The organism is Arthrobacter sp. CAL618, assembly GCF_000468215.1.
In the GTDB taxonomy this organism is placed as follows: Bacteria; Actinomycetota; Actinomycetes; order Actinomycetales; family Micrococcaceae; genus Arthrobacter_D.
In genome coordinates this window covers 1-19,332 of the sequence record NZ_ASZW01000033.1, presented here as the reverse complement: position 1 = coordinate 19,332, position 19,332 = coordinate 1, and the positions used below count along the sequence as shown (strand labels likewise).

16 protein-coding genes and 1 pseudogene (1 of these 17 only partly in view) are annotated in these 19,332 nt (G+C 60.5%); 14 read left to right on the top strand and 3 right to left on the bottom strand.

Annotated features, from left to right (window positions below; genetic code table 11):
• The 4 genes and pseudogenes from K728_RS18155 to K728_RS0101885 form a co-directional block, all read left to right on the top strand.
• Positions 1-408, top strand: a pseudogene (locus tag K728_RS18155) (acyltransferase); it begins 211 nt to the left of the window's first position.
• Positions 405-1,505, top strand: coding sequence for a DegT/DnrJ/EryC1/StrS family aminotransferase (locus K728_RS0101895; RefSeq protein WP_024475677.1), 1,101 nt, complete (start codon positions 405-407; stop codon positions 1,503-1,505). Before K728_RS18155 ends, K728_RS0101895 begins: the two are co-directional and overlap by 4 nt.
• Positions 1,506-1,507: 2 nt before the next feature.
• Positions 1,508-2,500, top strand: a complete 993-nt coding sequence (locus K728_RS0101890) for a Gfo/Idh/MocA family protein (RefSeq protein WP_024475676.1) — start codon at positions 1,508-1,510, stop codon at positions 2,498-2,500.
• Between the two features lie 11 nt (positions 2,501-2,511).
• Complete coding sequence (locus K728_RS0101885) at positions 2,512-3,645, top strand: glycosyltransferase family 4 protein (RefSeq protein ID WP_443110903.1); 1,134 nt, start codon at positions 2,512-2,514, stop codon at positions 3,643-3,645.
• On the opposite strand, the gene wecB is transcribed toward K728_RS0101885, so the two are convergent.
• Positions 3,631-4,686, bottom strand: a complete 1,056-nt coding sequence (gene wecB / locus K728_RS0101880) for a non-hydrolyzing UDP-N-acetylglucosamine 2-epimerase (RefSeq protein ID WP_024475674.1) — start codon at positions 4,684-4,686, stop codon at positions 3,631-3,633. The genes K728_RS0101885 and wecB overlap by 15 nt on opposite strands.
• Before the next feature lie 120 nt (positions 4,687-4,806).
• Between wecB and glf the strand changes: the two genes are divergently transcribed.
• From glf to K728_RS0101860, 4 genes are read left to right on the top strand one after another with little or no spacing between them, the layout of a single operon-like run.
• Positions 4,807-5,994: a UDP-galactopyranose mutase gene (gene glf / locus K728_RS0101875; RefSeq protein WP_019483060.1), complete on the top strand. Its 1,188-nt coding sequence runs from the start codon at positions 4,807-4,809 to the stop codon at positions 5,992-5,994.
• Positions 5,991-7,991 (top strand): glycosyltransferase, encoded by a 2,001-nt coding sequence (locus K728_RS0101870; protein WP_024475673.1) that lies wholly within the window; start codon positions 5,991-5,993, stop codon positions 7,989-7,991. The genes glf and K728_RS0101870 overlap by 4 nt, the downstream gene beginning before the upstream one ends.
• Positions 7,992-7,994: 3 nt before the next feature.
• Positions 7,995-8,885, top strand: coding sequence for an ABC transporter permease (locus K728_RS0101865; protein WP_024475672.1), 891 nt, complete (start codon positions 7,995-7,997; stop codon positions 8,883-8,885).
• 2 nt (positions 8,886-8,887) lie between these two features.
• Positions 8,888-9,622, top strand: a complete 735-nt coding sequence (locus tag K728_RS0101860) for an ABC transporter ATP-binding protein (RefSeq protein WP_024475671.1) — start codon at positions 8,888-8,890, stop codon at positions 9,620-9,622.
• 22 nt (positions 9,623-9,644) lie between these two features.
• On the opposite strand, the gene K728_RS0101855 is transcribed toward K728_RS0101860, so the two are convergent.
• Complete coding sequence (locus tag K728_RS0101855) at positions 9,645-11,663, bottom strand: DUF6541 family protein (RefSeq protein ID WP_024475670.1); 2,019 nt, start codon at positions 11,661-11,663, stop codon at positions 9,645-9,647.
• A gap of 79 nt (positions 11,664-11,742) precedes the next feature.
• Positions 11,743-12,888, bottom strand: a complete 1,146-nt coding sequence (locus K728_RS0101850; protein ID WP_024475669.1) for a glycosyltransferase — start codon at positions 12,886-12,888, stop codon at positions 11,743-11,745.
• Positions 12,889-13,015: 127 nt separating this feature from the next.
• Here K728_RS0101850 and K728_RS0101845 point away from each other — a divergent pair, with 127 nt between their 5' ends.
• The 6 genes from K728_RS0101845 to K728_RS0101820 all read left to right on the top strand — a co-directional run.
• Entirely contained in the window at positions 13,016-13,654 is a 639-nt protein-coding gene (locus K728_RS0101845) for a glycosyltransferase family 2 protein (protein ID WP_024475668.1), read from the top strand.
• A gap of 5 nt (positions 13,655-13,659) precedes the next feature.
• Positions 13,660-14,061: a DUF2304 domain-containing protein gene (locus tag K728_RS0101840; protein WP_024475667.1), complete on the top strand. Its 402-nt coding sequence runs from the start codon at positions 13,660-13,662 to the stop codon at positions 14,059-14,061.
• An 18-nt stretch (positions 14,062-14,079) separates the two neighbouring features.
• Positions 14,080-15,879 carry an ABC transporter ATP-binding protein gene (locus tag K728_RS0101835; RefSeq protein WP_024475666.1) on the top strand — a complete coding sequence of 600 codons (1,800 nt, stop codon included), beginning with the start codon at positions 14,080-14,082 and terminating at the stop codon, positions 15,877-15,879.
• A gap of 52 nt (positions 15,880-15,931) precedes the next feature.
• The gene (locus K728_RS0101830) at positions 15,932-17,116 is read left to right on the top strand and encodes a glycosyltransferase (protein ID WP_051317585.1); all 1,185 of its coding nucleotides are present in this window, start codon (positions 15,932-15,934) and stop codon (positions 17,114-17,116) included.
• Between the two features lie 59 nt (positions 17,117-17,175).
• Complete coding sequence (locus K728_RS0101825; protein WP_024475664.1) at positions 17,176-18,360, top strand: hypothetical protein; 1,185 nt, start codon at positions 17,176-17,178, stop codon at positions 18,358-18,360.
• A gap of 68 nt (positions 18,361-18,428) precedes the next feature.
• On the top strand, positions 18,429-19,332 hold a 904-nt coding region (locus K728_RS0101820; protein WP_162148011.1), incomplete at its 3' end, for a glycosyltransferase family 4 protein.

Here is a 19,332-nt window from a genome sequence, read left to right as displayed (position 1 = left end):
CATGGGGTGTTCATCGGCCCGGCGGTGGTGCTGACCAATGACACATATCCGCGGTCGGTGTCACCGGATGGTGAACTCAAGAGCGCCCACGACTGGACACCGGTCGGCGTCACCATCGGCGACGGCGCGTCGATTGGCGCCCGCGCCGTCTGTGTGGCACCGGTGACGATCGGTGAGTGGGCCACTGTGGCCGCAGGCGCCGTCGTGACCAAGGATGTTCCGGCATATGCCCTGATGGTGGGGGTCCCGGCGAAACGGGTCGGCTGGGTCGGTAAGGCCGGCCACCCGCTGCGCAACGAGGCGGGTACCTGGGTGTGCCCGGCCACCGGAGAAAAGTACGAAGAAACCACAGCAGCAGTGGGTTCAACAGCGAGTTCAATACTGAAACCAGTAGGGGTAGAGGCATGAGTAAAGGGTTCATTCCGGCAGCGAAGCCGATTGTAGGGGACGACGAGCGGGCAGCGGTGGATGCCGTACTGCTTTCAGGGATGCTCGCGCAGGGCGCCGAGGTGGCGTCCTTCGAGACCGAGTTCTCCGACGTCCTGTTAGACGGTCGGGCGGCTGTGGCAGTGAATTCCGGGACGTCCGGGCTGCACCTGGGATTGTTGGCTGCGGGGGTGGGCCCTGGGGATGAGGTGATTGTGCCGTCCTTCACATTCGCCGCGACCGCCAACTCGGTGGCCCTGACCGGTGCGACACCGGTCTTCGCTGATATTGAACTGGATCATTACTGCCTGGACATTGCCCACGTGGAGTCGTTGATCACCGACCGCACCAAGGGCATCATGCCGGTGCACCTGTACGGGCACCCCGCAAATATCGTTCAGTTCCGGGCCCTGGCCGATAAGCATTCAATCGGCTTGTTCGAAGACGCGGCGCAGGCTCATGGTGCCGGCTTGGACGGCCGGAAAGTGGGCACGTTCGGGGACTTCGCGATGTTCTCGCTGTATCCGACGAAAAACATGACCTCGGGTGAGGGTGGCATGGTGTCCACCGGCGACGCGACCATCGAACGGAACCTGAGGTTGCTGCGTAACCAGGGGATGGAACGCCAGTATGAGAACGAGCTGGTGGGCTTCAACGCCCGGATGACCAACCTGCATGCTGCAATCGGGCGGGTCCAGTTGACCAAGGTGATGGGTTGGACGGCTCAGCGCAAAGCTAATGCCGCGTTCCTGGATGCGAATCTCACCGGGGTCGGCACCCCTGCCGTGGCTCCGGGAGCCGAGCACGTCTACCACCAGTACACGGTGCGGGTCGATGGCGGCGCTGCTGCCCGGGACAAGCTCGCCTCCGCGTTGAAGGAGGACTACCAGATCGGTTCGGGAGTGTATTACCCGATCCCGAACCACCGTCTGCCGTCCTTCATGCGTGAAGAGGACCTGCCCAACACGGAGATCGCGGCCCAGGAAGTGCTATCCCTGCCGGTGCACCCGTCGCTGGACCAGGAAGACCTGGAACGCATCGTTGAAGCGGTCAACGCGTTGACCACGGCAGGAGCCTGAGCATGGTTGATCTGAAAGTCGGTTTGATCGGGCTCGGCATGATGGGACGCCATCACGCCCGGGTGATCCGGGAAGTTGAGGGCCTCGAACTCGTCGCTGTCGCTGATGCGTTCGGTGACCCGCACGGTGTCGCCGGGTCCCTGCCGGTCTGCGGTTCGGTCGAAGCGCTCATCAACCAGGGCATCGACATGGCTGTGTGCGCGGTCCCGACTGGTCTCCATGAGGAAGTCGGGTTGGCGTTGGCGGCCGCGGGCATCCACACCATGGTGGAGAAGCCCATCGCGTCGACCATCGACGGCGGGCAACGCCTCGTGGACGCGTTTGAAGAGCGCAATCTGGTCGGAGCGGTCGGCCACATCGAGCGGTTCAACCCTGCATTGCAGTCACTGCGGGCCAGGATTGAGAACGGCGACCTGGGGGAGGTCTACCAGATCGCCACCCGCCGTCAGGGCCCGTTCCCGTCCCGCATCGCCGATGTCGGCGTCGTGAAGGACCTCGGCACCCACGACATTGATCTGACCGCCTGGCTCGCGCAGTCACCCTTCGCATCAGTCTCCGCGCTGACCAGCACCCGATCCGGTCGCCCGCACGAGGACATGGTCACCGCGTCGTGCCAGCTGGAAAACGGCGTGATCACCTCCCACCTGGTGAACTGGCTCTCCCCGATGAAGGAACGCCTCACCGTGGTCACGGGGGAAAAGGGAGCGTTCGTCGCTGATACCCTCACCGCCGACCTGACGTTCTTCGAAAACGGCACCATCAACACCGAATGGGAAGCCGTCTCCAACTTCAGGGGAGTCTCCGAAGGCAACATCACCCGCCTCGCCCTGACCAAACGCGAACCCCTCAGATCCGAACACGAGGCCTTCAGGGACGCCGTGCTGGGCACCTCCAACAACATCGTCACCATGCGCGAAGGACTCAACACCCTCCGTGTAGCAGAGGCCATCATCGAATCGGCCACTAAAATGTCCATGATAAGCCTCACTGCGTGAAGCCGAGGGTTTTGGTAGCCACCCGCCTGTATCCCCCCGAGGTAGGTGCCGCAGCCTTCCGTCTTGAGGCTCTTGTCAGCGGCCTGCGCGAGGCCGGAGCATCAGTCCGCGTGCTGACGACCCAGCCGCCGAAAGAGACACCGGGCACCGCACGGCGCCCCGACGTTTCACGGTGGCCGGTGCTACGCGACGCTGGCGGCAACGTCCGGGGCTATGTGCAGTACATGTCCTTCGACGTTCCTCTGTTCTTTAGGCTCCTGCTGTCGAGGGCCGACGTCGTCGTCTCGGAGCCGCCCCCCACCACAGGTGTGATGGTAGCGCTTAGCTCGGTGCTGCGCCGTCGGCCTTATGTTTACTATGCGGCCGACGTCTGGACGGATGCCCTCGTCGCAATCCAGGCGCCCCGGTGGGTGATTGGTTGTATGCGGTTCCTGGAAGGGCACGCCCTGCGGAAAGCCAGCACCGTGATCGCCATCTCCGACGGGGTAGCCGACCAGATTGCTGCCTTCGAAGTGGATCCGCAGCGTCTGACAGTTGTCAACAACGGGGTAGATACGACAGTATTCACCCGCGACGGTGATTCAGCCCCGGTCGAATACCCATACTTCGTCTACACCGGAACGATGTCGGAATGGCAGGGTGCCGGCATCTTTATCGAAGCGATTGCGCTGGTCGCCAAGGAATTCCCTGCAGTTCAGCTTCACTTCTTTGGTCAAGGATCTGCCGAGACCGAACTACGCCAGCTAGCGGACGACGTCGCGCCCGGCAGGGTTACCTTCGGGGGAGTGGTTCAGCCTGCGGAGGCCGCGCGATGGATCCGCGGTGCGACAGCCGCAGTGGTCAGTATCGTGCCGGACCAAGGATATGACTTCGCCAAACCTACCAAGATCTATGCGGCGGCAGCCTGCGGAACACCCGTGATCTTCGCCGGCGGGGGTGACTGCGCAAGCATGGTAGCCGACAACGGGCTCGGGCTCGCCTCGGATTTTTCTGCTGAAGCAGTCGCCGAGAAGATGATCCGCGTGCTCCGTCAGAGCGATGACGGCAGGGCAGTGCGCTCAGCGTGGGTCGAAGACAATGCCTCGCTGCGCCTCACAGGTCAACGCGCAGCGGCAGTGGTCTTGCGTCAGCTACCTGACCAGTAGGGCGCGCACTACCTCAAGTGCTGCGTCGCCTTCGCCGTAAGGTGCGGCAGAGGTCGGGGACGGCTGAGGGCGCTGTACCGTCTCTGCCAGGACGCTCAGATCGTCGGACACCAGCACGTTCCAGCCGAGCTCGACTGTCTCCACCCACTCAGTCTCTGGACGGATGGTTGTGCACGGCACCCGTAGCAGGAAGGCTTCCTTCTGCAGGCCGCCCGAGTCGGTAATCACGCCAGCACTGTTCATCACCGCATTGATCAGTCCGGGGTAAGCTAGCGGCTGGCCCACCCGGATGGATCCGGTTTCCAGCTCGATGCCATGGCGCGCCGCGAGATCCACCAGGCGTGGGTGAGCCAACAGCAGTACCGGCTTGTCGAGCTGAGACAGGGACGTGACGATCTGCTGGAGTCGGCCAAGATCGTCTGTATTGTCCGGTCGGTGAATGGTGCTCACGTAGTAACCGCCACTGACCATCCCGGTCGGTAGCGGCTCGTTCTGCGACACCAGTGAATCACGGGTCTTGAACAGGACATCAGTCATCACATCGCCAACGAGCACGCTCTTCGACGCCAATCCCTCAGTGGCAAGATGGGCCATAGCTGTTTCGGTGGGTGCCAGCAGGAGGTCGGAGGCGTGGTCAGTCAGCACCCGGTTGTGTTCCTCCGGCATTCGGCGGTTAAACGAGCGGAGACCCGCCTCAAGATGTGCCACCGGAATGTGCAGCTTCACAGCCGCGAGGGCTGCTGCGAGAGTTGAGTTGGTGTCTCCATAGACAAGCACCATGTCAGGGCGTTCCTGCTCGAAAATCTCCTCAAGCCCGGTGAGCATCGCTCCGGTTTGTTTGCCATGCTTGCCCGATCCCACACCCAGGTTGTAGTCGGGTGCGGGAATGGCCAGGTCCTGAAAAAACACATCCGACATCAGGGAGTCGTAGTGCTGGCCAGTATGAACGATGATGTGCTCAACCTGGCCTTTCATTGCTGCGGCAATGGGGGCGAGCTTGACGAACTGTGGGCGTGCGCCAACGACGCTAAGGATACGCATGGGTTCCACTTTAGCCGTTGCCCAGTGGCCCAAATACAAGGCGCAACCTGATTCTCCGGTAATCTTGTGCAGGCAGAGCGCTGAGTAGCCGGCGCTGCCCCCAACAATTCAGGAGTGTTTGTGAACGTTGACCTCGTTGTCGTAGGGTCGGGCTTTTTCGGCCTGACCATTGCTGAACGGGCGGCCACCGAGCTCGGCCTGAAGGTAGCGGTCATTGACCGTCGCCACCATATTGGCGGTAACGCCTACAGCGAGAAGGAAGCGCAAACGGGTATTGAGGTCCACCGTTACGGTGCACACCTTTTTCACACCTCCAATGAGCGGGTCTGGGACTACGTGAGCCGGTTCACCGAGTTCACCAACTATGTCCACAAGGTGTACTCGAGCCATCAGGGCGAGGTCTACCCAATGCCCATTAACCTGGGCACGATCAACCAATTCTTCAGGTCTTCATACGGGCCAGCCGAAGCGAGGGCATTAATTCAGGAGCAGGCTGGGGAACTGGCGGGGACCGACCCGCAGAACCTTAACGACAAGGGCATCCAGCTCATTGGTCGTCCGCTTTACGAGGCGTTCATCAAGCACTACACAGGCAAACAATGGCAGACCGATCCCCGGGACCTGCCCGCCGAGATCATCTCCCGGCTCCCGGTCCGCTACACCTACGACAACCGGTACTTCAACGACAAGTACGAGGGCCTGCCCGTAGACGGGTACACGGCCTGGATCGAACGGATGGCAGACCATCCCAACATTCAAGTGCAGCTCAACACCGACTTCTTCGATGACAATCACGAGTTCTCCCGGGCAGCCACCCTGGGGCAGGTTCCAGTGATCTATACCGGGCCAGTCGACCGCTATTTCGACTACGCCGAAGGCGACCTGTCGTGGCGAACCATCGACTTGGAAGAAGAAGTACTCCCGATCGAAGACTTCCAAGGCTGCTCAGTGATGAACTACCCGGATGAAGACATCGCCTACACCCGGATCCATGAGTTCCGCCATTTCCACCCCGAGCGGGACTACACCAAGGACGCGACTGTCATCATGCGCGAGTTCTCCCGGTTTGCGCAGAAAGACGACGAGCCGTACTACCCAGTGAACACCAGCGATGACCGCGCCAAGCTGAGCGCCTACCGCGACCTCGCCAAGGGTGAGAAATCGGTGCTGTTCGGTGGCCGGCTGGGCACCTACAAGTACCTTGACATGCACATGGCAATCGGATCAGCGCTGTCCATGTACGACAACAAACTCAAGCCGCACTTCACGGGCGGCACCAAGCTCGAAAGCGGAGGGGTAGACGCATGAGCGATGCCGTCATCACAACCACCGACGAAGCCGGGGAACCCCGCTGGCAAACCCTGCAGCGCGTCGTCCTGCCCAACCAGAGTGACCTGGATACCGCTTCGCTCTACATGGATACGGGAAGTGCGCTCAGCGTGCAGCTCAACACCATGGACGGCAGCGTGTCGCCCCAGGGCGGCGGATCGGCGCGCAGCGGCGATGCGAAGGAAATTCACGCCGAGGACTTCAAGTCCCGCCGCTCAACACTGGTGAGGTCCGGGGAGCGGGTCTCTTTCGGCACTTACTTCAACGCCTTCCCCGCCAGCTACTGGCGGCGCTGGACCACAGTCCAGTCGGTACGACTCAGCGTCGCCACTACCGGCGACGGCGGAATCAGCGTCTACAAATCCAACGCGCGTGGTTCCCTCCAGCACGTGGAAACCAAACGGGTCACCGACACGTCAGTGACGACATTCGAGCTGTCCCTTGCCCCCTTCGGAGACGGAGGATGGTACTGGTTTGACCTCGTGGCCGGGTCCGGCAGTTTGGTCCTGGACGAAGCCGAGTGGCAGGCACCGCATTCAGTCGGAACCCAGGGCTCGATCACCCTTGAGATCACCACGCTGAACAAACCTGATTTCTGCCTCAATAACCTTTCGATCCTGGCAGACCACCCCGAGGCGCTAGCACCCCTCAAGGAAATCCTGGTAGTCGACCAGGGGACCCAGAAGGTTGCAGATCAGCCTGGTTTCGCCGAGGTGGAGGCAGCGCTCCGGGGGAAACTGCGGATCATTAACCAGGCCAACCTGGGCGGCTCAGGAGGTTTTGCCCGTGGCATGTACGAGGCGGTGGAGAACGGTAGCGATTACGTCCTGCTGCTTGACGACGACGTTGTCATTGAGCCTGAAAGCATTGCTCGGTTGCTGACGTTTGCCGATCATTGCAAGACCCCGACCATCGTCGGCGGGCACATGTTCGACCTCTACAACCGAACCGTTCTCCACACTTTTGGTGAGACGGTGAACCCGTGGCGGTTCCAGCCGGACCAGCCAGTGGAAGGGCAGGTTCTGGGTCATGACTTTGTTCGCTCCAACCTCCGTCATACGCCCTGGCTCCATCGTCGGGTCGATGTGGACTACAACGGCTGGTGGATGTGCCTGATCCCGACAACAGTCATCCGCGACATTGGTCTCTCGCTGCCAGTGTTCATCAAGTGGGACGACGCCGAGTACGGTCTGCGTGCCAAGGCCGCCGGTTACCCGACGGTGTCCATGCCTGGTTCAGCGGTGTGGCATGTGTCATGGATCGACAAGGATGACCTGGTGGGCTGGCAGGCCTACTTCCACACCCGCAACCGGATGCTCGCCGCGCTAATCCACAGCCCGTACGAGCATGGCGGACGCGTGGTACGCGAATCCGGGTACATGGACATCAAGCACCTGATCTCCATGCAGTACTACACGGCGCGAGGCAGGATCATGGCTCTCCAGGACATCCTGAAGGGACCGGAGCAGCTTCACGAGGTGCTGCCGACGAAGCTCACTGACATCCGGGGGATGTCCAAAGACTTCCCCGATTCCCAGTTCAAAACTGACCCCGATGCCTTCCCGGGCGCGCGGATGGACAAGCCACCGAGGCAGGGACAAGGCTTCCGCGCACCGTCCTACGCCACGCTGGTGCCCTGGGCCGCGAAGACGATCGTCCGCCAACTGAGTAAGCCGGTGCAGGACTCAAGTCGGGAGCGGCCGCAGGCTTTCGTGGCGCACCAGGACAACAAGTGGTGGCGGATGTCGCAGTACGACAGCGCCGTTGTCTCAAACGCCGAAGGCAGTGGAGCGTCCTGGTACCAGAGGGATCCCAAAAAGCTACGGGCCATGCTCACTGAAGCGGGTCGGCTGAACGCGGAGATCCTTCGGAGCTGGCCCCAGTTAAGCGCCAGGTACAAGGCAGCTGCCGAGGAGATCACATCCTTCGAGGCCTGGAAAAAGACCTTCGAAGAAAACTCCGAGAAGAGCGGATAGCGGTTGAGCACCAGCGAACTCACCACGCCCGGTCTGGGTGCTGGTCTCCGCGACGTCCTGCGGTCCCGCTTCCTTCTGAAGCTTCTGGTCGCCAAGGAACTGAAGGTCAGATACCGCGGCTCCGTATTGGGGATCCTCTGGTCGTACGTCAAGCCAGGAGTGCAGTTCCTGGTGTTCTGGTTTGCGCTCGGGGTTTTCCTTGGGATGAACCGCAACACCGAGAATTATGCCATTTACCTGTTTTCGGGCATCGTGCTGATCAACTTCTTCAATGAGGCGCTCGGTAACGCCTCCCGCTCGGTGGTGGGCAACGGCGGATTGATCAAGAAGATCTACCTTCCCCGCGAACTGTTCCCGGTTGCGTCGGTGTGGGTGTCGGCGGTGCATTTCCTTCCGCAACTGCTGGTGCTGCTGGTGGCCTGCCTGTTCGCTGGTTGGACCCCGGGCTTCTTCCAGATTTTTGCCGCGGTGGCAGGGTTCACCATTGTCGCGTTGCTGGCCACGGGTCTGGGGTTATTCTTCGGTGCCGCCAATGTGTACTTCAGGGACAGCGAGAACTTCGTCGATATGCTCCTGATGATCGCCACCTGGGCTTCACCCGTGCTCTACACCTGGACCATGGTCCGGGATGGCCTGGCAACGGCATTCTCGGCAGGAGCAGCGTCGGTGCTGCTGGTGATCTATCAGGCTAATCCGTTGACTATCGCAGTGGAACTGTTTCACTTTGCCTTCTGGCTTCCCACTACATCAGAGATCACCGATCCGTTGATTGCTGCACCGCCGAACCTGCTCGACATGTGGCTCCCGATCGGACTGGGGACTGCCCTTCTGGTGACCATTTTCGGCCAATGGACCTTCCGGCGGCTTGAGGGCCGCTTCGCCCAGGAGTTGTGACAATGACGACTGCAATTGAAGTACGCGGCATTTCCAAACAGTTCGTGTTGCGACATACCCGTTCCATCAAGGAGGCGTTCGTCTGGCTCGTCAAGGGCCGCAAAGGCGACCTGTCGAAGAAGTTTCACGCGCTGGACGATGTATCGCTGGATGTTAGGCAGGGAGAGTCGGTGGCCCTGCTGGGGCTCAATGGCTCGGGGAAGTCGACGCTCCTGAAACACATCTCGGGCGTCATGCTGCCGGACGACGGCACAGTGCGGACCAGGGGAAGAGTCGCCGGGCTGATTGAGGTAGGGGCGGGTTTCCACCCGGACCTGAGCGGTCGGGACAACGTTTATCTGAACGGAGCCATCCTGGGCATGACGGAGCAACAGATCGATGACCTGTTCGAATCCATCGTGGATTTCTCGGAGATCGGTCAGTTCATCGACACGGAGGTGAAGTTTTACTCCTCGGGTATGTACCTTCGCCTGGCCTTTTCCGTCGCAGTGCACACCAATCCGGAAGTCTTCCTTGTCGACGAAATCCTTGCCGTGGGGGATGAACCGTTCCAGCGGAAGTGCATCGCCAAGATCATGGAGTTGGCAGCGGCTGGGAAGACACTTGTGGTTGTCAGCCATGATCTGGACCTCGTTGCTCAGGTCTGCGAACGGGGAGTCATTCTTGCCCACGGCAAGATTATCTTCGACGGGCCAGTTCACGACGCCGTCGCCCATCTCCGCGGCGGCTCGATTTAGCGGCTACCGGGGGAGCCAGTACCTAACAGGCAGTTACTTCGTAGAGGGCGGCATCGCCCTCCGAATCCAGTAGCCGGAAACCAGGTTTGATCGCCAGGTCCTCGACACCGGGGTAGTTATGGTCGCCTAGGTGTAACTCTGTGTCCCCAAAATCGAGCACGTAGTAGCTATTGAGTGTTTCGACTAGCTGACATATGTCAGGGTCGGAGCCAGCTAGGTGAAGACGGTTCAGGATGGTCAGATTCTCGTCGCCTCCGGTCGAGCCAACGTGAGGAGTCAGCGTTGGTATGCCAGCCAGTGCGTACGCGTAGAGGGTGCCTGTCCAGGGATTGCCAGCGATGACCGCGTCGTCGGGCAACTGGCCCGGCAACCGCTCAATGAGTGCCCGTTCATCGATGGACAGGAAATCGGAATCTTCGGTGAGCTCGTAGCTCTCTTGAGCCGTGGTGACTGTTTCCCGCATCTGCTTGCCCTGGGAGCCGACAGTGATGACAGCTATGGCAATCACCAACGCAGCAACCGCTGGCAGTGACGCTCTGTATCCGGATCGATGCGCGCCCGTTGCCGAGGATTGGATCCGAGACACGAAAGTCGTGACGAGCCAGGAACCGCCGATCACAGCAATAACGATGGTGGTCACCGGGAGCAGTGCTGCAAGGCGGAAGCTGTCGTTGTACCAGACACCGGTCAGTAGCGCCCGGTAGTCGTCCTGGGGGAAGGCTGTCGCCACCACAAAGAGGTAGCCGGTCACGACGAATAGGCTCAATCCCCACCAGCCGCCCTTCCGCTGGAGGACATGAAGAATTCCTGCCAGCACGAGGATGGTCAGCATGAGGGCGATGGGTCGACTTTGAGGTGCTGATGTGAGCACCTCGCCGAACGCTTGTGCCGGGGTTTGGAATGGCTTCCAGTCGGAGGCGGCCTCTCCGGGCCGAAGCCGCAGCCACAACAAGTACACAGCCACCGCGTAGACGATCAGCGAGGCAACTGAGGGGAGATATCTCCACGCCTTCGACTGCGTGTGGTGCAGGTGACGCCAATGCCGGACAAGGGCGACGGCGCCCATCGGCAACATGAGGGCGAGAAGAGCCATCAGAGTGCTCGGGTGCGCCAAAGCGAGCCCGGGAAGCGTGCCGAAGAACCCCAGAAGACTCACTGCCCATTTTTCGTGGTTATCGGCGCTCAGGCGCAGGACCATGGCTGCGAGGCCAATCGAGGTTGGGAGCAGCGCTATGGAAAGCAAATTCGGGTAGAGAACGCCAAAATCAAGCATCAGGTAAGGGAAGGCGCCGAACGCTGCAGAGAGTGCACCGGTGACCAGAAGCGGAATGGGACGGTTGCCCGTGATCCGGGTACACAAGAACATGCAGCCAATCGGCCAGACCACTGCCGAAATCACCAGGCTTGAGGCTGTGACAGCCACCGGTATGCTCGCCTGGGTCAGCTGGGTCAGCTGGGTCAGCTGGGTCAGCTGGGTCAGCTGGGTGAGCAGTGAGACGAAACCGTGCCAGGCGGCCGGGTAGAAATAAGGGTCAGCGCCGTTGGTTGTCAGGCCACCCAACGTGAGGGAAGAAGCCGAGCCTGTGTCGCTGATGAACTGCAGCGCGTTGAGGTGGAATCCGGCGTCGTAAGTCTGCGAGACATTGTCCGGGGAGATGATGATTTCGATCAGCCGCCACCCGATCAACACGGCTGCAAGGGCCAATGCCGATCCAAACGCGATCGACCGCTGGACCGAGTGCTGTTGTGCTGCAGGGCGGGCGGAATGAGCAGTGGGATGAGTATGGCGCCACAGGAGGCGGACGGTTAGTCCACCCACGCTGAGGAGGAGGACGGGTACGATCAATACCCAGAGGCTCCACGTTACTCCGACCAGGTCCGCTGCAATTGCTCCCAGCGCGATGACGCTGATGGTGAGTGGGGAGGCCAGCGCCCCTGCGGTGATTCCCCTACTGCCGCAGGAGCGGGCAATGAGGTAGCCGGGGATAAACATCAATGCCAGGGCACTGAGGATTGTGGGAGCAGCTTGCCACCACGTCATCTATTCTCCTGGGTCATCGATTTTGGAACAGTAGCCACCATACTTCAGAAGGCTGAGAGAATCCGAGTCCACCGGCGGATTAGCTACTGGCTCTGAGTAGGCGGTCGATGATGGCTCGGGAAGTTTTTTCGTCTTCGGTGGAGCTGAGCACTGCCGCAGCGGCGTGAGAGTTGTGCTTATATCGCTGCACGTTCTCGGGAGTGAGCTCTCTCAGGGTTTTGACCAGGGACTCGGTATCAAAATCATCAGTCACCCAACCAAGGTCGTGCTGCCGGACCAGCTGCGAGATCTCGATGGAGGGACCAAAAACCAATGCCAGGCGTGCCTGGACAAAATCGAAGAACTTGTTCGGCAAGGCGAGACGCTGGTTGGTGGTGGCTGGGGGCAGCTGGTAGACGCCGACGTCGTAGGCGTTGAGGGTGCGGGCCAGCTCTTCGGGCTTCACCGGGGGATGGAATCGGATCCTGCTGTCATCGTCAGCCAGGCCCTTCAGTGCGCGGAGGTACTTGCCGCCGTCGCGCGCTTCCACGAGGTAAAAGTCGAGGGTGAACCGGTCATCGAGCTGAACGACGGCGCTGATGAGGCTCTCCAGGTTGCGGCCAGGAACAGCGCCCCCGCTGTGTACCAAACGGATGGTGCCGGGCTCCATGGGCGACGGCTCCAGCTGGGTGAAAGGCAGGGAGTTACGGACAACTTCTACCGGTACTCCGAACCGATTCCTATAGAGATCGGCGATCGAGTGATTGACAGTAGTCACTGCACTGACAGTTGGAAGATACTGGCGGCAGACGTGCGTCATATAGGGAGCGACGAGCAGCCGCCAGGAGAGCACCTGGGTGCGTTCCTCGGGCGCCCACTCATGCATGTCGCCCCACACGGGTGCTCCAGCGGCGACTGCATGAGCTAGGGGGAGCGCGCGCGCCTCGTTGGCAACTACCAGATCGAACTTCCGCCCGGACAACAGCTTCAGGGCATCCTGTTCGGCCGGTGAACGCAGCTCGACCGCTTTGTGCAGACGGAGCGCGAGTTTGGCTACCCCCGGCACGGTCTGTGGGAGCGAGGGGCGGGCGGAATCGATGTTGAGGTGTTCCCTGACTCCGGCTGGGGCAGAGCCATAACCGACTGTTGTTACGTCGCCTGCCTCGCGTAGCAGCCTTAACTGCCGCAGCACCCGCGAATCCGAATCAATGTCGGAGAAGGAAATGCAGAGTATCTGTGGCCTCATTATTGGCCGCCGTCGTCTTCAGGTGGAAAGCTCATTGGTTCAGCTTAGACGCGACCCGTCCACGGCAGGTCCTCGACAGTAGCTATGCGATACTGAATTGATGAGCCGTTCCTGGGTTGTAGTGCCAATGTATAACGAAGCCACTGTCGTCGGCGACGTTATTAAGGGGCTCCTTCCCCACTTTCCTCATATCGTCTGCATCGACGACGGAAGCACCGACGGCTCGCCACAAGTGGCCATCGAAGCGGGTGCAGTAGTCGTGCGGCACCCGGTGAATCTGGGCCAAGGCGCCGCACTACAGACGGGCTTTGAATACGCATTGCAGGACCCGGAGCTGCATGCGGTTATTACTTTCGATGCTGATAGTCAGCACCGAGTGCAGGATGCTACAGATATGTTGGCTCGACTCACCGCTGGTGAAGCCGATGTGGTGCTAGGGTCGCGCTTCCTCGACGACAGAACCAAGATTTCACCACTCAAACGTGTAGTCCTGCGGCTGGTTGCCTGGCAATCGAGTGCCTCGACGGGTATCGAACTAACTGACGCGCACAATGGTCTTCGCGTCATCAATGCCGCCACCCTCCGTCGGATCCATCTGAGACAAAATAGAATGGCTCACGCGTCGGAGTTGATCCATCAGCTCGCCGAGCTGAAGCCCACGATCGTGGAACACCCGGTGGAGATCGTGTATACAGAATATTCGAAGTCCAAAGGCCAATCACTCCTGAACGGCGTGAATATTTTGGCCGACCTCTTCCTTAGGTAACCTTCATGCTGTTCATCGTTCAGATCGTCCTCGTGCTTGCCGTGATTCTAGGCTCTCTCGTTTTGATGCGTGGGGGAGCTAATGCCCATCACCTGGCGATCCGCCGTATTCTGCTGCTCGGATTTGCCCTTGTCGCAGCGTTGTCGATCTTCTTTCCCGTCGTATTGACCCGCGTGGCGCAAGCGTTTGGAATTGGTCGGGGCACAGACCTTGTTCTGTACGCCCTCATCGTGTGCTTCCTGGTATTCATGGCATCGACAGCACAGCGTTACCGCAGGATGGAAGAGTCCATGACCAAGCTAGCCCGTCGGATCGCTCTAGACGAGACACCGAAGACCTGGGAGAACGGAACGCAGCCTCCCAAGGCACATGGAACCCGTTCCGGGAATCTTCACGACGGCAACTAGGCTAAGGTTCCAAAAGATATGAAATCACTGATACAGATCAACAAGCAGCTTTTGGCTGTACTCCCGGATTCCGCCAGGCAATTCCTCATTCGGTTTGCTATCCTCTCCTCTTTGCTGTCGCTCATCGATGTCGTAGCGCTCGGGTTGATAGCGATCGTTATGTCGAGCATCATCACCGGGAATTCGGTACAGCTAGGTCCCTTCGGCACCATCGAGTCCGTGCCCGACTACATCACGGTTCTGGCGATCTTCTGCACGCTGGTCATCATCAAGAGTGCATTGAACGTCCTACTCCTTCGGTTCGCCACCTCTCGTTTTGCCTCCCATGAGGTGGCGATAGGCGACCGGCTGCTCGCCGCTTATATGAGAGCTCCATGGGTTGACCGGTTGAAGCGCAACTCGGCCGAGTTGGTGCGTTCAGTCGACTCCGGAGTGTCAATCACGGTATCTGGTGTCCTGATGCCCTCTATGACCCTTGCTGGAGAGATCGTCTCGGTGCTTGCCGTGCTTGTGGTGCTCTTCGTAAGCAATTGGATCACGGCCACCACTGCAGTCATTTACCTGGGGCTGGTGGCAGTTCTGCTATCGCGAGTCATCTCGCGCCGGGCAGTAGCCAATGGCCGCCGCAACCGGCAGTTCTCCTTCAAGACCGTCAGGCTACTCACTGAGGCAGTTGGTGCTCTCAAGGAAGTAACCCTCAAAGGCGCCACCGACGACGTCGAACGCGCTGTTCACAGCAACCGAATTCATTCGTCAAGGGCTAGAGCCATGGCGACCTTCCTGAGCCAGGTGCCCCGTTTTGTTCTTGAGTCTGCGCTGATAGGAGGGTTCATGCTGGTAGGCGCCATCGGCATGCTCACTAGTCCAGAAGGGGTGGACCCTGTCACCAATGCGCTGGCTGCCGTCGCATTATTCGGTGTGGCGGGCTTCCGAATCATCCCATCGCTGACCCGGTTCCAGGCGATTCTTTCAATGGTTCACTCGAGTACACCTTTTGCCGAGCAGGTACTCACGGATATTCGCGAGTCGGAGGCCCGTGCCAAGGAGCAGGATGAGCCGGACCAGGCTGAACTACCAGCCGGGGTGCCGGACGTTGTCCTTAAAAACGTCAACTTCAGCTATCCGAACACTGAAGCTCCGGCTCTCAACGAGCTCAACCTGACCATCCCGGCTGGCTCCCGTGTCGCCGTCGTCGGTGCATCGGGTGCAGGAAAGTCCACTCTGATCGACCTGCTGCTTGGCTTGTTACTCCCCAGCTCGGGGGAGGTTTTGATCGGCGGTATCCCGATGCGTAAGGTGCTGCACTCATGGAGATCACGTGTGGGCTATGTACCGCAGGAAGTGTCTCTGTTCGACGCATCAATAGCCCAGAACGTCGCATTGACCTGGGACCCGGATCAGGTGGACCCGGATCGCGTCCGACGCGCACTGAAGCGCGCACAGATGCTCGACGCAGTAGAGGCGCGCCCGGACGGCATCTTCGGCGCCGCCGGAGAACGGGGAATGGCACTCTCCGGCGGGCAGCGTCAGCGCCTCGGTATTGCCCGGGGCCTTTACGCTGACCCGGCAATCCTCGTGCTGGATGAAGCGACCAGCGCCCTGGACACCACTACTGAAGCCGCAGTAACCAAGGCCATCCGGAACCTGGCCGGAAGCGTCACTACCATCACCGTGGCGCACCGGCTTTCGACCATCAGGGACAGCGACATCGTGTTTTTCTTCGCTGACGGTCGCCTGGCAGCACAGGGGACGTTCTCCGAAGTGGTCTCCCAGATGCCTGACTTCGCGGAGCAGGCAGCGCTGGCCGGGCTCACCTAGCCGCCGGCAGATATTGACGCCCCCCGATACCGCCCACGTCGAAAGAGCAGCCATGCCCGAGCAATCACCTGCTGTCCCGCGCCAGCGCATCCTCGTGCTGTCATTCTCCCAGATCCGGCGGGACCCTCGCGTGTTGCGCCAGATTAACCTCTTTTCGGAGCATGCCGATGTCATCTCCTGCGGATACGGCGAAGCACCGGATGGCGTAGTAGAGCACATCCAGGTTCCTGAGAAGTATGCTCCGTGGCGCGCAAGCTACAAGCTGGTCGCTCTGATGTATGTGCTGCGGTTTCACGAACGGCTCTATTTTGATTCGCCGAAGGTCAGGTTTGTCCGTGAGCAGGTGCCATCCGGCAGCGTCGATATTGTGGTGGCGAACGATGCCATTGCTGCACCACTGGCTCTGGCGCTTCGGCCCCGCAAGGGTGTGCACGTTGACCTGCACGAGTATGCACCTCGCCAGGGGGAAGACAACCGTCGGTGGCGTCTCCTGGTGGGCCCCTACATGAGGTGGGCCTGCCGCAAGTACGTGATCCGTGCCGATTCGGTGACGACTGTCGCGAAGGGTATCGCCGAAGAATATGCCCGGGTATTCGGGATGGCCGAACCGGCAGTGGTTCCCAATGCGGCGCCATATGCCGCCGAATTAGCCCCAACCCCCGTGTCATCGCCAATGCGAATCATTCACACCGGAGCCGCAGGGCGTGGGCGCAAAATAGAAGTTATGATCGACGCCGTGTGTCGCGCCAACGAGCTCAAGCCAGGTACAGCCACTCTCGATGTGGTGCTGGTCCCTGGAGAGCAACGCTACATCGACGAATTACAGGCCAAGGCCGATGCACTCCCTGACGGGATGATCCGCCTCATTCCGCCAGTGCAGTTCGAGCAAATCATCCCGCTGCTGCACGACTATGACGTGGGACTCTTTTTGTGCCCACCGAGCACCTTCAACCTGCGGCATGCGTTACCCAACAAACTCTTTGAATTCATCCAGGCACGGCTCGCCGTCGTCATCGGTCCTTCACCGGAAATGGAAGCTGTTGTGCGGCAGTACGACGTTGGCGTGGTGGCTCAGGACTTCGATGCGGAATCGACCGCGCACTTGCTCGTTGGGCTCACCCCGGACCGGGTCGCCGCGATGAAGCAAGCTTCCCATCGCGCTGCAGCGACCCTTGGCGCAGAGAAGCTGTCTGCGCCCTGGTCTGACGCCATCAGCAAACTCAGGCTAAGGGCCTGAGACCGACGTATTGTCTGCATCATCATGAGCTGCACCATCGACGCCGAAAGTGAACTTTCATGCCTGAGGTAACACCCTCCACCGACCGCCCAAGGGTTCTGGTGCTCTCCTTCTCCCGTATCAACAGGGACCCCCGGGTGCTCCGCCAGGTAAAGTTCTTAAGCGAATTCGCTGAGATCCACACCTGCGGCTACGGCAGCGCACCGGAACTGGTGACCGGGCATATCGAGATCCCTGACGAGTATGAGCGTTGGCGCACACACCCCAAGAAGACCGGACTGCTCCTCGCGGCTCGACTCCACCAGCGCCTATACTTCAATTCCGCCAAGGTAAAGTTCGTTCGGGACAAAATACCGGTCGGATCGTTCGACGTCGTCATCGCCAATGACGTGATCGCGGCGCCGTTGGCGTTGGCGCTCAAACCCGTGAAGGGCGTTCATGCGGACCTTCACGAATATGCTCCCCGCCAGGGTGAGGACGTCCGGTCCTGGCGGCTGCTGTTTGGTCCCCTGATGGATTGGGCATGCCGGAACTACGTGACCAAGGTGAACTCGGCGACCACCGTTGCGAAAGGGATCGCAGAAGAATATTCCCGCGTATACAAGATGCCCGAGCCGGCCGTTGTGCCCAACGCTTCTGCCTATCACAACGGAATCGGGCCGACTGCCGTCGGATCGCCTCTTCGGCTGATTCACGCGGGAGTTGCTGGCCGCGGACGAAAGATCGAGGTAATGATCGATGCTGTCGCTGAGGCAAACCGGAGACAGCCCGGGACTGCAACACTTGACCTGGTTCTGGTTCCCGGCGAGCAGCGGTACATTGAGGAATTGACGCTGGCGGCCAATGCTGTCCGCGGAGGGGCGGTTCGGGTCATTCCTCCCGTCCCCTTCGAGGAGATCGTGCCCTTGCTGCACGGCTACGACGTTGGGTTTTACCTGTGCCCGCCGAACAACTTCAACATGCTGCATGCGCTGCCGAACAAGCTGTTCGAGTTCATCCAGGCGAGGCTCGCCGTGGTCATTGGGCCGTCACCGGAGATGGAGCGGGTGGTACGGGAGCACCATCTGGGTCAGATAACTGCGGGGTTCGACGCCGCATCGGCAGCCGAGGCACTGGTTAACCTGACGCCCGAACAGGTGGCGGCAATGAAACAGGCGTCCCACGAGGCCGCCGATGCGTTGAGCGCGGACCGGGTATCGGTCGTGTGGGTGGATGCCGTGAAGAAGCTGCTCGGTGCAGGCTGATGGGAAGCCAGCTGGACCGGATCCGCGCTTTGCACGTTCATGACGCGGCCAGTGTAGGACGAAACCTGGTGGACGTGGCTGCAGAGCTTGGACAGCCGTGGACCATGACTGACATTCCCTGGTACTTCAAACGAGCCTGGTCAGGACCTACCGGGCACCTGGTCAAGCGGACGCGTGGCGCTGTTTGGGACGCCACCCTGGCAATGCAGAGCCTTCGTGAGGATGTGGTTCACGTGCATACCGGGGGGCTGGCGCCACATGCCCGCTGGTTGCGAACGCCCTGGATCCTGCATCTTCACGGTACTGACGTGCGAACCCGCCAGTACGAAGAGGACTGGACTCCGAAGCTGCGTTATGGCACTGAACACGCCGATCGGGTTCTCTACTCGACCCCTGATCTGAGGGAACACGTCGAGAATCTCACAGACCGGGCGGTGTACCTTCCCGTGACGGTGCGATTGGACCGAGCCCCGCGGTGGCGACCAGTGACGGGCCGCGTGATCTTCGCGTCCCGCTGGGATCCGGTGAAGGGTGCTGAAGCCCAGATTGAGGTAGCCGCACGCCTGAAGCGGGAACGACCGGACCTTGAACTGTTAGGACTGGACTGGGGGTCCGAGACGGAAGAAGCCCGGAATGTGGGCGTCACCCTCGTCCCGAAAATGTCACACGATGACTACCGTGAGTGGCTGGCGACGGCGTCGGTGGTCATTGGGCAAATGACTGACGTCCTCAGCGTCAGCGAACTTGAGGCGTTAGCTACCGGCGTACCAGTCGTGAGCAGCGCCAATCCTGAGTATTATCCGCTGCTCCAGTTGTTGGGCGCCGCCGGGCCAGCAGCAGTCGCCGCCAGCGTCTTCTCAGTTATTGACGATGTTCGGGGAGCTGCTTCCGTCCAGGATGGGCCGGGATTTATTGGGCGGGTACATGACGCAAAGGTCGGTGTGGCGACCCTCCTTGACCTGTACTCGGCCG

Coding starts and splice junctions, on each gene's coding strand:
- K728_RS0101840 (WP_024475667.1), top strand. CDS start 13,660: ATGCTGTTCATCGTTCAGATCGTCCTCGTGCTTGCCGTGATTCTAGGC.
- wecB (WP_024475674.1), bottom strand. CDS start 4,686: ATGCGTATCCTTAGCGTCGTTGGCGCACGCCCACAGTTCGTCAAGCTC.
- K728_RS0101890 (WP_024475676.1), top strand. CDS start 1,508: ATGGTTGATCTGAAAGTCGGTTTGATCGGGCTCGGCATGATGGGACGC.
- K728_RS0101895 (WP_024475677.1), top strand. CDS start 405: ATGAGTAAAGGGTTCATTCCGGCAGCGAAGCCGATTGTAGGGGACGAC.
- K728_RS0101870 (WP_024475673.1), top strand. CDS start 5,991: ATGAGCGATGCCGTCATCACAACCACCGACGAAGCCGGGGAACCCCGC.
- K728_RS0101860 (WP_024475671.1), top strand. CDS start 8,888: ATGACGACTGCAATTGAAGTACGCGGCATTTCCAAACAGTTCGTGTTG.
- K728_RS0101825 (WP_024475664.1), top strand. CDS start 17,176: ATGCCTGAGGTAACACCCTCCACCGACCGCCCAAGGGTTCTGGTGCTC.
- K728_RS0101850 (WP_024475669.1), bottom strand. CDS start 12,888: ATGAGGCCACAGATACTCTGCATTTCCTTCTCCGACATTGATTCGGAT.
- K728_RS0101835 (WP_024475666.1), top strand. CDS start 14,080: ATGAAATCACTGATACAGATCAACAAGCAGCTTTTGGCTGTACTCCCG.
- K728_RS0101855 (WP_024475670.1), bottom strand. CDS start 11,663: ATGACGTGGTGGCAAGCTGCTCCCACAATCCTCAGTGCCCTGGCATTG.
- K728_RS0101845 (WP_024475668.1), top strand. CDS start 13,016: ATGTATAACGAAGCCACTGTCGTCGGCGACGTTATTAAGGGGCTCCTT.
- K728_RS0101830 (WP_051317585.1), top strand. CDS start 15,932: ATGCCCGAGCAATCACCTGCTGTCCCGCGCCAGCGCATCCTCGTGCTG.